Source organism: Streptomonospora nanhaiensis, from assembly GCF_013410565.1.
GTDB classification, from domain to species: domain Bacteria; phylum Actinomycetota; class Actinomycetes; order Streptosporangiales; family Streptosporangiaceae; genus Streptomonospora; species Streptomonospora nanhaiensis.
Map to the genome: position 1 here is coordinate 3,537,789 of NZ_JACCFO010000001.1, position 11,954 is coordinate 3,549,742.

Here is an 11,954-nt window from a genome sequence, read left to right on the forward strand (position 1 = left end):
TGCCACACATCCGATGTACGCGGCGATCCTAGGGGTCCCGCACCGGCGTCTCTCAGCACCAGGCCACCGACCAGGGCCTAAACCCGGTCAACCTGGCAGGATGCGGACACCTGGCGGAATAACGGGCAACCGGATGCCGGGGTTCGACAACCACACAAACCCCGCACGCCTCCGTCCGCCGCGCCCGCCCCGCCGGCGCCCGCCCGGCCCGGGCGCCTCACACGGCCCGCGCGCTCCACCGGTCGCCGTCGCGGTCGACCTTCAGCGGCATCCCGAACGCCTCGCTCAGGTTCTCGCCGGTCAGCTCGTACTCCAGCGGACCCGCCGCCACGACCCGCCCCTCGCGCATCATCAGCACGTGGGTGAACCCCGGCGGGATCTCCTCGACGTGGTGGGACACGATCACCAGCGCGGGGGCGTCGATGTCGTCGGCCAGCGTGCTCAGCCGGCGCAGCAGGTCCTCGCGCCCGGCCAGGTCCACGCCCGCCGCCGGCTCGTCCAGCAGCAGCAGCTCGGGGTCGGCCATCAGCGCCCGGGCGATCAGCACCCGCTTGCGCTCGCCCTCCGACAGCGTGCCGTAGCGGCGCTCGGCCAGGTGCGCCGCGCCCCAGCGGGCCAGCAGCGCCCGGCCCCGGCCCAGGTCCACGGTGCCGTACTCCTCGCCGAACCGGCCCAGGTAGCCGTAGGACGCGCTGATCACGAGGTCCAGCGACAGCGCGGAGTCGGGAATCCGGTTGGCCACCGCCGAACTGGCGAACCCGACCAGGCTGCGCAGCTCGGTGGTGTCGGCCTCGGCGAGGTCCTCGCCCAGCACGGCGACCTCGCCGGAGTCGGGCGCCAGCTGCGCGGCGGCCACGCTGAGCAGCGACGTCTTGCCCGCGCCGTTGGGGCCGAGCACCACCCAGCGCTCGTCCTCCTCGACGGTCCACTCCACCTCGTGCAGCAGCTCCGCCTCGCCGCGGCGCACCGTCACGCCGCGCATGCGCAGCACCTGGCCGTTCATCGCACTCCCCGGGGTCTTTCCACGTCCATGCCGCCCGCCGCCGCGCCGCCGGAGGGGGCCCGCGCGGCGGACCTCGCCGATAGGAACCTACTCGACGCCCCCGGCTGTCCGCGCCGCGATCTAGGCTGAAGCGATGCTCGCAGAACTGTCATCCGCACAGGTGGTCGCCTGGGGCAACGCCTGGCTGGCCGGCCACGCCGGGCTGGACGACCTCGTCGACTCCGTCGAGCGGGCCACCGGGCCGCACGTGGTGGGCGCGGTCGCCGACGGCCTGCCGTTCGAGTCCGGCGCCCCGCTGCGCAGCGCCCTCGCGCGGCTGCGCTCCCACGGCCTGGCCCGCTTCCACCTCAGCCTGCCGGTGCCCGGCGACCCCCTGGGCCTGGTCGGCGGCCCCGACCTCAACTCCGCCGCCGTCGAGGCCCGCGAGGCCGTGCTGGTCCGCCTGGCCGACCGCCGGGTGGGGCTGGTGCCCGGCCAGGACCGCCGCGGCTCCTCCTATGTCGGGGTGGCCTGGAGCGCCTACCCCGCCGCCGACCGCGAACCCGAGTACGTCCCCCTCGCCGACGCCGAGCACCGGCTCCAGCACGCCATCCGCGAGTCGGCCGAACTGTTCGGCCGGGTCGACGACATCTCCTCCTGGGGCCCCGAGGTCGCCCGCGCGCTGGCCGACCTCCGCGACGCCGACCGCGCCCCCGGCCCCGGGCTGGCCCCCGGCCACCCCCAGCGCGCCCACCGCCTGGCCGCGCAGGCCGACCGCCTGGCCGTGGTGGTGCGCCTGGCCGCCGCCGACGGCGGCCGCGGGCTCAGCGCCGCCCAGATGGACGCCCGCCGCGAGGCGCTGCGGGTCCTCGACAGCGCGGTGCGCCGGGCGCGCGTGGCCGCCTACGGCGCCGGCGACTGACCCCCGCCCCAGCGGCCCCGCGGCCGCCCCCGCACCCGGCCGCCGCCGTTCTCAGGGGAAACACCGGGGATGTTCCGGATCCGACCGGGTGGCGCCGCGCGCGATACTCGACACCATGAACGACACGGCACCGGCTTTCGCCCACGGACAGGCCCTCCCCCACCTCCGCGCCTCCGACGCCGACCGCGACCGCGTTGCCGAGGTCCTGTCGACCGCGCTGAGCGAGGGCCGCCTCACCCACGACGAGCACTCCGAGCGCCTGGACGCGCTTTATGCCGCCAAGACCCTGGGCGAACTCGCGCCGCTGACCCAGGACCTCCCCGCGGCGGCCGGCGCCGGCGCGCGCCACGACCTCGGCGGCCTGACGCGCTCCCCCGAGGGGGTGGAGAACATCCGCTCCGTCCTGGGCGCCGCCGAGCGCAAAGGCCGCTGGCTGGTCGAGCCCCGCACCAACGTGTCGGTGGTGCTGGGCAGCGTCTCCCTGGACATGCGCGAGGCCGTGCTGTCCCAGCGCGAGGTCACCGTGCAGAGCGCGCTGATGTTCAGCACCCTGGAGGTCGTCGTGCCGCCGGGCGTGCGGGTCGTCAGCCGGATGAGGGACACCCTCAGCACCGTTGAACTGAAGACCCGCGAGGACCCGGCCGTGCCCGCGCCGCCCACCGTGGTGCTGGAGGGAGGCGCCTGGCTGTCCACCGTCACGGTGCGCACCAAGGAGCCCAAGTCCGGGCGCTGGGGCCGCTGAACATCCCGTCCGGCCGGGCACTACGAGCGAGAGAACGGCACACTGCCATGGAACCCGAGCACATCCGCGCCTCCGACGCCGACCGCGACCGCGTCATCGAGCGCCTGCGCGAGGCGGTCGCCGAGGGCAGGCTGACGCCCGAGGAGCACGAGGAGCGCCTCGACACCCTGTACCGCGCCAAGACCGTCGGCGAACTCGCCGCCGTCACCCGCGACCTGCCCGCCGAGCGCGGCACCGGCCCCTTCCCGACCCAGGGCATGGAGGTCTCCTCCGACGAGGCCCGGCGGATGGCCGCCCAGGGCGAGGGACGCGAGAACATCGTGGCGGTGTTCGGCGGCGCCGAGCGCAAGGGCCGCTGGCTGGTCGAGGCCCGCACCAACGTGTCGGTGCTGTGCGGCGGCGTCGAACTCGACCTCCGCGAGGCGGTGCTGTCCCAGCGCGAGGTCACCATCCAGTGCGCGGTGGTCCTGGGCGGACTGGAGATCACCGTGCCCCACGGGGTGCGTGTGGTGAACAACACATCAGGCATTCTGGGCGGCTGCAGCCTCCACGGCACCGACGAGGTCACCGACCCGAATCACCCCGTTATACGGCTTACGGGGACGTGCATGCTGGGCGGCATCGAGGTGAAGGTCAAGAAGCCCAAGCGCAGGAAGAAGAAGGACCGGTGACACCCGCGCGGCCCGACCCCGGCGGGCTCGTGGCCGCGCGGTGAACGGAGGCCGCCGGGGGGCGGGCTGCGACACGGCCGGATTTGTCGGCCGAGTACCGTGGATGAAGCCATGAATGAACACTCCACGCTCCTGGTTACGGTGTCCGGTCGCGACCGTCCGGGTGTCAGCGCGCGACTGCTCAGCACGCTCTCGGTGTACCCGGTGACCCTGGTCGACCTTGAGCAGGTCGTCGTGGGCGGCCGGCTGGTCCTCGGGGCGGTTCTGGCGGTCGACGACGGTGTCGCCCCCGGTGTCAGCCACGACCGCGTGTTCACCGAGCTGCGCAGCGCCGTCGAGAAGACCTGCATCGACCTCGACATGGACGTCGAGTTCTCCCGTGGCAACGGCCGTGTGGGCGCGGCCTCCGCCGACCAGCTGCACATCACCATCCTGGCCGACCCGCTGCGGCCCGGCGCACTGGGCGCGATCGCCTCGTGCATCGCCCGCGCCGGCGCCAACATCGACCGCATCGAGCGGCTGGCCAGCTACCCCGTCACCTCCATCGAACTCGACGTCTCGGGCGCCGACCCGGAGCGGCTGCGGGGCGACCTCTCCATGGAGGCCGCCACCCAGGCCATCGACGTCGCCCTCCAGCCCAGCGGGCTGCACCGGCGCGCCAAGCACCTGGTCGTCATGGACGTCGACTCCACGCTGATCCAGGGCGAGGTCATCGAACTGCTGGCCGAGCACGCGGGCTGCGCCGATGAGGTCGCCCGCGTGACCGAGGAGGCCATGCGCGGCGAGATCGACTTCGAGGACTCCCTGCGCCGCCGCGTCGCCATGCTCAAGGGCCTGGACGCCTCGGCCGTCGACCGCGTGCGCGAGCAACTGGTGCTGGCGCCCGGGGCGCGCACCCTGGTGCGCACGCTCAAGCGGCTGGGCTATGAGTGCGCGATCGTCAGCGGGGGGTTCTCCCAGATCACCGACGTCCTGGTGGAGCGGCTGGGCATCAACTACTCGGTGGCCAACACGCTGGAGATCGTGGACGGCAAGCTCACCGGTGAGCTGGTCGGCCCGATCGTCGACCGCAAGGGCAAGGCCGAGGCCCTGCGCCGCTTCGCGGGCGAGGCGGGCGTGCCGCTGAGCCAGACCGTGGCCATCGGCGACGGCGCCAACGACCTCGACATGCTCCAGGCCGCCGGGCTGGGCGTGGCGTTCAACGCCAAGCCGGTGGTGCGCGAGCAGGCCGACACGTCGGTCAGCGTGCCCTACCTGGACACCATCGTCTACCTCCTGGGCATCACCCGAGAGGAGGTCGAGGCCGCCGACCGCATGGACGACCTCGACCCCGCCACCGCCCACTGAGGCCCGCGCCGACAGGCAACGACGGCCGCCCGACCCCCAGGCGGGGGGTGGGCGGCCGTTTCGCTGCGCCCACGCGGGCGCGGTTTCATGTGCTTATGCGGCTGCGGGTGTCAGGTGGCGGATGTAGGGGCGGACCCGGCTGTGTCGGGGCCGCCGGCGTCTTTTACGCGGGGCGTAGGTCCGGAGGTAGGCGGTGGTGGCCTCCTTCGGATTTCCGCAGTACCCGCATATCTCCCTGTCGCATCGGCGTTCGCAGAGATGGCAGCGCCATTCATCGCACGGGGGTGGAATTTCCCTTGGCGGTTGTCGGGTCATTGGATTCGGGGCTTTCGCAGAGAAAGAGGTCTGTTGGGTAGATTGCCTGCTCCCAGTCGGTGCGTTCGTCGCTGACGAAGAAGCGCCAGAGGACCGTGAGCGGGTAGTCGTGGCCGTCCCAGGTGCCGGTGGCGACGCAGCGGGCGCCGACGTGCTTGTGCCAGACGCACCAGCCCTCGCGCGCGACCCACAGCACGGCGGTGGGCGGGGCTCCGGGCCGGGGCGTGGAGACGACCTTGCCGCTGGCCGGGATCTGGCGCAGGGTGCCGGGGTGCCGGATCACCTGGTCGAAGGCACTCATACGGCGACTCCCGGGGCAAGGAGGACCGGCCGCGTGTGGCGCCGGGCCAGGAAGAGGCGGTCGTCTTCGTCGGGCTCGAACCGCGCCCAATGGGGCGGGGCGGCGTGCAGTCCCCGCGCCGGGCGTATCAATCGGGCGATAAGAGCCAACGGGGCGATAAGCATCGCTAGGATGTGCATCGTTCTCAGCTCTCTACTAGCTGGAAACCACGCCCCCGGATGCAGGCACGCATCGCGGGGGTCTTTCACGTCTACTGTGGCGACAACCCACATCTCCAGCTAGCCATGCGCCAAACAAAGGGCCGATTTGGAGAATCGGTAGCCCTCGGTTGACCGGAAGATCATCATGGAGACATGGCAGAGCACGTGCGCGAAGAGTGGCTGCCCTGGGCGGCCAAACTCAAAAAAATTCGCGAACAAGCGGGTCTGACGCAGGCTGAGTTGGCCCGGCAGGCGTTGATGAGTCGACAAGTAGTAAGCAAGTACGAGATGGCGACAAGAGCGCCCAAATCCGGCGTAGCTAGCAAGTTCGACGAGATCTTGTCTACAGGCGGCGCGCTCAGGCAACTGTGGCACCAACTCAGCAACTCGGTGGGGATACCCGACGAGTGGCGCGACTTCATTCAGTTGGAACGCGCGGCCGATGAGATTCGCGAGTACCAGCCGTTGGTGATCCCTGGGCTCCTGCAATCGCCGAAGTACGCCCGTGCGATGATGCAGCGCAGCGGCACACGCATCAAGGACGGGGATACCGAAGGGCTCGTTGCCACTCGACTGGATCGTCTGGGTAGGCTCCGGGACGACGTGCACCTGTGGTTCGTCCTGGAAGAGACAGCCATCCGCCGTGTCGTCGGGTCCGTAGAGGCGCAGCTCGAAGGACTGTCCCACTTGCTAGAGCTGTGCGCGCACGAGAGCATCCGGATCACGGTGGTGCCCGAGTACTCCCCGATGCGCCCGGGCGTGCTGGGCAGTTTCCGTGTCATGCGCCTGCCGGGAGGAAATCTCGTGGCGCACTCCGAGCACACTCTCGGTGAGGTCGTGGTCAATGAAGCCGAGAAGGTCAGCCGTCTCCTTACCTACTTCGGGGACCTGCAAAGCGAGTCGCTGAGCACGAGCGATTCAATGAGACTGATCGAAAAAGTAAGAGGAACCCTGCAATGACGTGGCACAAGAGCAGCTATAGCGGTCCTGACAACGCCAACTGCGTCGAGGTCGCCGAAGGGGCGCAGACCCTCGTGCGCGACACCCAGAACCGCCACCTCGGCCACCTGGCCTTCCCCGCCCCCGAGTGGGACGCCTTCCTCACGGCCATCCGCAACGACACCCTCTAGCCCCCGACCGACGAGAGAGCCCCCAGGGATGTCCCTCGGGGCTCTTTTTATGCCTGGCCGATCCCACGTCGAAACATCAAGCCATCACTTGTCCGGTGTCGGCCTTCTCCTGACACTGTGCGTGCACGTGATTACCGTCGAGGGAGAACGCGTTTGGCCAAGCAGAGGGGGCGACATGGGTTCGCACGGCAACGACGACAAGCCCGAGGACAAGGGGAAGGGCAAGCCCTCGGAGTGGGACGGCCAGCAGGGCCCGACTCACGGCGGTGGAGGGGAAAAGACGGGTAAGGACAATAAGTGACGTCCACCCACCCTGAGAGCGGCCCGGCCGAGTTGGCCGGGCTGCTCCGGACTCAAGGGGACCTCACCGATCCGGCCTGGGAGCAGGCGTTCAGGCGCGTCCCTCGCGGCCTGTTCATCCCCGATGCGATCTGGGCGCCAGACGCGCGCGATGCCACGTGGCTGGTCCGCGTGGAACGCGATGACCCGTACTGGTCCCAGGTCGTCTACTCGGATTCGGCGGTGGCCACCCAGGCGGACGACGGCGCACCGGACGGACCGGGCGGGCGCGGCCGCTATGTGACCAGCTCGGCGTCGCAACCGTCCCTCGTGCTGCGGATGCTGGACGCGTTGGACGTGGGCGAGGATTCGCGCGTACTGGAGATCGGCACGGGTACGGGCTTCAACGCGGCCCTGCTGGCGGAGCGCCTTGGCGGACCCAACGTGGTGACGGTCGAGGTCGATGGCCAGGTCGCCGCCCACGCGCGTGAGCGGCTGGCGGCCGCCGGCCTGGCGCCGACCGTGGTCGTGGGCGACGGAGCCCGCGGCGCGCCCTCGCACGGGCCCTTCGATCGGGTGATCGCGACGGTCGCGGCAGGTCCGGTGCCGTACGCGTGGGTGGCGCAGACGCGCGCGGGCGGGGTCATCGTGGTCCCTTGGGGAACACCCTATGCCAGCACGGGCCTGCTGCGGCTTGTGGTGAAAGAGGACGGAACCGCGTCGGGGCCGGTCATCGGCCGGGCGGGATTCATGTGGCTGCGACAGCAGCGCGGCCTCACCGGCGGATGGCGCACCTACGTGGATACGAGCGCTCCGGTGGAGACATCCGCCTCGACGCTCGACCCCGACGACATCCTGCGGATGGACTCCCCCGCCCGCTTCGCGGTTGGGCTCCGGGTGCCGGGCCTGTGCCAGGTGGACTTCCACGCCTCGGACGGCTCGGGCGAGTACACGCTGTGGTTCTACGACGGCAGCGGGGCGTGGGCGTCACTGGACTACGTGCCCGGCGCAGGTGAATACGTGGTCGAGCAGCACGGTGAGCGCCGCTTGTTCGACGAGGTCGAAGCCGCCTACCGCTGGTGGGAGCGCAACGGTCGCCCCGACTGCGAGCGGTTCGGTGCCACCGTCACCGCGAACGGCGAGCACGTGTGGCTGGACAGGCCGGAGTGCGTCGTGTCCTAAAGGCCTGACGGCCTGGTCGCCGCCACCCGGGCGGATCCGCGTGATGGCCGGCGCGTCGGGCAGCCGCTGCACACGGGGTACGCGACGCTCAGCGGGCGTGGCTGCTGGAGCAGACCGGCGCGCCCATTCTCAACCTGACCGCCGACCTGCCGCAGCCCACTACAGACGGTGACCTCTTCCGGCCACATGGCCCGCACCGCTGCGCGGCCGCCCGGGCCCGGGAATACTGCTGGTGGCCCGTGCCCTGAGTCCGCATCGAGGAAGGCCGCCATGACCACCAAGCCCGCACCCGCCCCGCCAGCCGACGACAATCCCCTTGTGCTGGCGGACGACCGCTTCGCCACCGGGCTGCCCGGCCGCTGCGTCCCCGTCTCCGACGCCCTGCCCTCCGCTCACCGCCCCTGGGGCATGGACCGGGCCCGCGTGCCCCGTCCGGTCCGCCTGCCGACGGGCAAGCACCAGAAACCCACGGAGAACAAGATCATCACCCGGCCCACCACCATCAACAACGGCGGCAAAGTCGAATCCGACACCGAGACCCAGACCGTCACCGACTGATGGCTTCGGCCGTCCTGGTCCTGGCCGCCTCCGACGACGGCGAGGCCGCCTTGGTCGCCGACGCCCTCACACGCCGCTCCCAGCAGGTGGTGTGGCTGGACCTGTCGTGGTTCCCACTGCGCGCCAGTGTGCAGGCCCAGTTGACCCCATCAGGGTGGATCGGGCACATCATCACTACCCCGGCCGCTACCGTCGCGCTCGCTGACGTCGCCGCCGTCTACTCCCACCACAGTCCGCCCTTCGCACCGGCGGAAGGGATGAGCGTGCCGGAGCGCCGCTTCGCCATCGTGGAGGCGCGGTTCGGCCTCGGCGGAATCCTGGCGTCCCTGCCCGCCCGGTGGGTCTCCCACCCCTCGGCTGTGGCCGACGCCGAGTACAAGCCCGTCCAACTGGCCGCGCTGGCCGCCGCAGGCCTGGCAGTGCCCGCCACCTGGATGGGCAATGACCCAAGCGCGGCTCGCGCGTTCGTCTCCGGCCAGCCCGGCGGCGCCGTCTACAAAGCGATCATGCACAAGGTGGTTTCGGAGGAGGGCGCGGTCAAAGCCCTCTACACCACCCCGGTGACGGGCGCCGACATCGACGAGCGCGTGGCGGCCACCATGCACCAGTTCCAGCACCGGGTGCGCGGGGCCCGCGACGTGCGGGCCCTGGTGACCTCCGGCGGGTGCGAGGCCGTGGAGATCACCGACCGGACCGGCGTTGCGCGACTGGACTACCGCGATCACTACGACACCCTGGCCTATGCCCGTACCCGACTGGAGGATGGCGTCGTCCGCCGGGCCCAGCAGGCGCTGACCCGGCTCGGACTGCGGTCGGCGGTGTTCGACTTCGCCGTCACCGCCGACCGGACATGGGTCTATGAACTCAACCCGGGGGGCCAGTGGGCATGGCTTGAGGAGCAGACCGGCGCCCCCATGGCCGACCTGGTCGCCGACGAACTCACGGGAGCTGCACCATGACCGCCCTGGCACCGCAGGACTGGCAGCCGCTTGCGGCATCCCTGGCCGAGCGGATCGGCGCCGCCGGCACGCCCTGGGGCGCGGCGTTCGCCGCCGTCCCCCGCCACGTCTTCGTCCCCTCCTACTGGACCGGTGGCCCCCACAGCACCGAGGTCGGCGCCGAGGACCCGCGCTGGCTTCCGACGGTCTACAGCGACGAGCCGCTGACCGTGCAGCGCAGGCCCCACCCCGACCACCCGGGCAGCACCTGGCCGACCTCATCCAGCAGCCGCCCCTCGCTGATGCTGGACATGCTCCAGGCCCTGGAGGTGGACGAAGGGCACCGCGTGCTGGAGATCGGGACGGGCACCGGCTACAACGCGGCCCTGCTCGCCTCCCGGCTAGGCGAAGACCGCGTGGTCTCAATCGACATCGACCCCGACCTGGTGGCCTTGGCCCGCGGGCGCCTGCACGGGCTCAACCTGCACCCGGTGCTGGCCGCCGCCGACGGCGCCCACGGCTGGCCGGCGGGCGCCCCCTACGACCGGGTGATCGCCACCCACTCCGTCGAAGCCGTGCCCTACCCCTGGGTGGCCCAGACCCGCCCGGGCGGCCTGGTCCTGGTCGACGTGCGCTCGGTGGGGTCGCCGCACGTGGGCCGCATCGCCCGCCTCCACGTGCACGAGGACGGCACCGCCCGCGGGGGTTTCACCCACTGCGGCGACGGCGCGTTCATGGGCGCCCGGACTCGGCTGGACCGCCCCGAGGTGCGCCGCCAGTCCCACCGCGACCTGCGCGACGCCCGCACCCGCACGAGCAGGGTCGGCGGCGCCGAACTGAAGAACCCCGGCCTGGCCTTCGCGGTGTGGGCGGCCGAGCCGGAGGTCATCATCGCCCCGTCCGGCGCGGCCGACATCGCCGCCCCCGACGGCTCCTGGGCCACCGCCCCCGACGAGCCCGGCCAGGTACAGGTGGCCGGGCCGCGCGACCTGTGGGCGCTGGTCGAGGACACCCGCACCCACTGGGAGGCGGCGGGCAGGCCGGGAATCGAGGACTTCACGATCACCGTGGCCCCGCAGGGCCAGACGATCGCGCTCCCACATGACAACGCCGCGGACGTCTGAGGAACCGACAAGCCGAAATGCGGGCCGTCGCTGCGCGTATCCGGGGAACGGCCGTCTCCCGGACAGACCCCAGGTGCCTGCCGGGGGCTCAAGGCCTGGCCGGGGCGAAGACCCTGGGCTCTCCTCCACACGCGTGGAGGAGGGCACCGGGGCCGCCCTGCTCTGGTGGCCGTTGCCGGACACACCCCGGGACAGCCTCCTCGCGCGCTGCGACACTCGCGATAGGACGCCGCTTGGTGGCCGGTGGGAGGTGCGGGGCGTTGGACACGCTGCTGGGGATCGTGTTGGCGGTACTCATGACAGGCGCGATCCTCGGGATCGCCATCCTCTTGGACGACGGTTCGCCGCCCCCGCGCCGGCGTCCGAAGCACATCAGCAAGGAGACCTGGAAGTTGTTGGAGAAATCCCGCAAGGAGAACCACCGCCGCGGACCAGAGAGCGGCGGCGGTGGCTGGAGCGGTGGTGACGGCGGCGACGGAGGTGACGGAGGCGGCGGAGGGGACTGACCTCCGCATGCGTGGAGAGCGCAGCACCGCGACACCCACGGCCGCGCGTTCATCGACGGATCACCTTCACCCACGGGAGGAGCACGTGGAGCGGATCATCGCGCGCGTTCTCCTCCGCCATCCCACCTTGAACGGGTGACCGAAGTCCTTGGTCGAGGGGGAGCAAGAAGCACGAAGGCGCAACAGCCCGTAGTGGTCGCAGAACCCGGAACCATACTCGGTGAGGGTGGTGGCCGCGTTCCGTACCCGGCGCGGGACCGCCAACCGGCTGGTCGCCGACATGGCCGCGACCGCTCCTTCGGCATCAGCGCCGCCCGCACCGACCACGGCCGCCGGACGCTGATCGGCCTGGAGGCCGGCCTGGGCGAGATGGTGCTCCAGGCCGAGTCGGCGTAGCGGGCCCGACGCGGGACGGCGGCGGGTCCGGCTCAGCCTCCGCCGGCCGCGCGCACGGGCGGGGCCTGGCGGGCCTGGGCGTCCGGGGCGCCCGGCCAGGTGGCGTCCTGCTCGACCACGACCCGGTCCGCGCCCACCGGGTGCCAGGACACCGGCTCCAGGCGGATGCCCGAGCGCGTGATCCAGTCGGTGAACACCTCCACGCCCGCGGCCGCGCCCTTGGGGCCGCCCACCCGGATTCCCGGGGCGGCGATCCGGCGGGCGGTGTCCAGGTCGCGTGCGTTCACCGCGCGGTGCCACTCCCGCACCGGCGCCCAGTCCTCGGCCATGCGAAGCCTCCTTTATATGCGTTTCGCATATA

15 protein-coding genes are annotated in these 11,954 nt (G+C 71.6%); 12 read left to right on the forward strand and 3 right to left on the reverse strand.

Annotated features, from left to right (window positions below; genetic code table 11):
* Positions 1-217 precede the first annotated feature (217 nt).
* Positions 218-1,003 (reverse strand): ABC transporter ATP-binding protein, encoded by a 786-nt coding sequence (locus HNR12_RS15360; RefSeq protein ID WP_179768135.1) that lies wholly within the window; start codon positions 1,001-1,003, stop codon positions 218-220.
* 133 nt (positions 1,004-1,136) lie between these two features.
* On the opposite strand from HNR12_RS15360, the gene HNR12_RS15365 reads away from it, so the two are divergent.
* The 4 genes from HNR12_RS15365 to serB all read left to right on the forward strand — a co-directional run bounded on the left by HNR12_RS15365 (position 1,137) and on the right by serB (position 4,664).
* Complete coding sequence (locus tag HNR12_RS15365) at positions 1,137-1,904, forward strand: hypothetical protein (protein ID WP_179768136.1); 768 nt, start codon at positions 1,137-1,139, stop codon at positions 1,902-1,904.
* A 115-nt stretch (positions 1,905-2,019) separates the two neighbouring features.
* The gene (locus tag HNR12_RS15370; protein ID WP_179768137.1) at positions 2,020-2,646 is read left to right on the forward strand and encodes a DUF1707 SHOCT-like domain-containing protein; all 627 of its coding nucleotides are present in this window, start codon (positions 2,020-2,022) and stop codon (positions 2,644-2,646) included.
* A gap of 47 nt (positions 2,647-2,693) precedes the next feature.
* Positions 2,694-3,317 carry a DUF1707 SHOCT-like domain-containing protein gene (locus HNR12_RS15375; RefSeq protein WP_179768138.1) on the forward strand — a complete coding sequence of 208 codons (624 nt, stop codon included), beginning with the start codon at positions 2,694-2,696 and terminating at the stop codon, positions 3,315-3,317.
* Positions 3,318-3,428: 111 nt separating this feature from the next.
* The gene (gene serB / locus HNR12_RS15380; RefSeq protein WP_179768139.1) at positions 3,429-4,664 is read left to right on the forward strand and encodes a phosphoserine phosphatase SerB; all 1,236 of its coding nucleotides are present in this window, start codon (positions 3,429-3,431) and stop codon (positions 4,662-4,664) included.
* Positions 4,665-4,935: 271 nt separating this feature from the next.
* On the opposite strand, the gene HNR12_RS15385 is transcribed toward serB, so the two are convergent.
* Positions 4,936-5,280 carry a hypothetical protein gene (locus tag HNR12_RS15385; protein ID WP_179768140.1) on the reverse strand — a complete coding sequence of 115 codons (345 nt, stop codon included), beginning with the start codon at positions 5,278-5,280 and terminating at the stop codon, positions 4,936-4,938.
* Positions 5,281-5,633: 353 nt separating this feature from the next.
* Between HNR12_RS15385 and HNR12_RS15390 the strand changes: the two genes are divergently transcribed.
* From HNR12_RS15390 to HNR12_RS15425, 8 genes are all read left to right on the forward strand, one after another.
* Positions 5,634-6,440 (forward strand): helix-turn-helix domain-containing protein, encoded by an 807-nt coding sequence (locus HNR12_RS15390; protein ID WP_179768141.1) that lies wholly within the window; start codon positions 5,634-5,636, stop codon positions 6,438-6,440.
* Positions 6,437-6,610 carry a DUF397 domain-containing protein gene (locus tag HNR12_RS15395; protein ID WP_179768142.1) on the forward strand — a complete coding sequence of 58 codons (174 nt, stop codon included), beginning with the start codon at positions 6,437-6,439 and terminating at the stop codon, positions 6,608-6,610. The genes HNR12_RS15390 and HNR12_RS15395 overlap by 4 nt, the downstream gene beginning before the upstream one ends.
* Positions 6,611-6,907: 297 nt before the next feature.
* The gene (locus tag HNR12_RS15400; RefSeq protein WP_308251266.1) at positions 6,908-8,071 is read left to right on the forward strand and encodes a methyltransferase domain-containing protein; all 1,164 of its coding nucleotides are present in this window, start codon (positions 6,908-6,910) and stop codon (positions 8,069-8,071) included.
* Positions 8,072-8,341: 270 nt separating this feature from the next.
* The gene (locus HNR12_RS15405) at positions 8,342-8,629 is read left to right on the forward strand and encodes a hypothetical protein (protein ID WP_179768143.1); all 288 of its coding nucleotides are present in this window, start codon (positions 8,342-8,344) and stop codon (positions 8,627-8,629) included.
* Positions 8,629-9,588 carry an MvdC/MvdD family ATP grasp protein gene (locus HNR12_RS15410; RefSeq protein ID WP_179768144.1) on the forward strand — a complete coding sequence of 320 codons (960 nt, stop codon included), beginning with the start codon at positions 8,629-8,631 and terminating at the stop codon, positions 9,586-9,588. The genes HNR12_RS15405 and HNR12_RS15410 overlap by 1 nt, the downstream gene beginning before the upstream one ends.
* Entirely contained in the window at positions 9,585-10,691 is a 1,107-nt protein-coding gene (locus tag HNR12_RS15415) for a methyltransferase domain-containing protein (RefSeq protein WP_179768145.1), read from the forward strand. The genes HNR12_RS15410 and HNR12_RS15415 overlap by 4 nt, the downstream gene beginning before the upstream one ends.
* 260 nt (positions 10,692-10,951) lie before the next feature.
* Positions 10,952-11,197, forward strand: a complete 246-nt coding sequence (locus tag HNR12_RS27865; protein WP_218901945.1) for a hypothetical protein — start codon at positions 10,952-10,954, stop codon at positions 11,195-11,197.
* Between the two features lie 192 nt (positions 11,198-11,389).
* Positions 11,390-11,593 carry a hypothetical protein gene (locus HNR12_RS15425; protein ID WP_179768146.1) on the forward strand — a complete coding sequence of 68 codons (204 nt, stop codon included), beginning with the start codon at positions 11,390-11,392 and terminating at the stop codon, positions 11,591-11,593.
* 32 nt (positions 11,594-11,625) lie between these two features.
* On the opposite strand, the gene HNR12_RS15430 is transcribed toward HNR12_RS15425, so the two are convergent.
* On the reverse strand, positions 11,626-11,922 hold the full coding sequence (locus HNR12_RS15430; RefSeq protein ID WP_179768147.1) for a nuclear transport factor 2 family protein: 297 nt from the start codon (positions 11,920-11,922) through the stop codon (positions 11,626-11,628).
* Positions 11,923-11,954: the final 32 nt, after the last annotated feature.

Excerpts from the sequence above, each read along its gene's own strand:
- HNR12_RS15405 (WP_179768143.1), top strand. The coding sequence starts at position 8,342 with ATGACCACCAAGCCCGCACCCGCCCCGCCAGCCGACGACAATCCCCTT.
- HNR12_RS15410 (WP_179768144.1), top strand. The coding sequence starts at position 8,629 with ATGGCTTCGGCCGTCCTGGTCCTGGCCGCCTCCGACGACGGCGAGGCC.
- HNR12_RS15370 (WP_179768137.1), top strand. The coding sequence starts at position 2,020 with ATGAACGACACGGCACCGGCTTTCGCCCACGGACAGGCCCTCCCCCAC.
- HNR12_RS15390 (WP_179768141.1), top strand. The coding sequence starts at position 5,634 with ATGGCAGAGCACGTGCGCGAAGAGTGGCTGCCCTGGGCGGCCAAACTC.
- HNR12_RS15415 (WP_179768145.1), top strand. The coding sequence starts at position 9,585 with ATGACCGCCCTGGCACCGCAGGACTGGCAGCCGCTTGCGGCATCCCTG.
- HNR12_RS15395 (WP_179768142.1), top strand. The coding sequence starts at position 6,437 with ATGACGTGGCACAAGAGCAGCTATAGCGGTCCTGACAACGCCAACTGC.
- serB (WP_179768139.1), top strand. The coding sequence starts at position 3,429 with ATGAATGAACACTCCACGCTCCTGGTTACGGTGTCCGGTCGCGACCGT.
- HNR12_RS15430 (WP_179768147.1), bottom strand. The coding sequence starts at position 11,922 with ATGGCCGAGGACTGGGCGCCGGTGCGGGAGTGGCACCGCGCGGTGAAC.
- HNR12_RS15365 (WP_179768136.1), top strand. The coding sequence starts at position 1,137 with ATGCTCGCAGAACTGTCATCCGCACAGGTGGTCGCCTGGGGCAACGCC.
- HNR12_RS15375 (WP_179768138.1), top strand. The coding sequence starts at position 2,694 with ATGGAACCCGAGCACATCCGCGCCTCCGACGCCGACCGCGACCGCGTC.
- HNR12_RS15385 (WP_179768140.1), bottom strand. The coding sequence starts at position 5,280 with ATGAGTGCCTTCGACCAGGTGATCCGGCACCCCGGCACCCTGCGCCAG.
- HNR12_RS15360 (WP_179768135.1), bottom strand. The coding sequence starts at position 1,003 with ATGAACGGCCAGGTGCTGCGCATGCGCGGCGTGACGGTGCGCCGCGGC.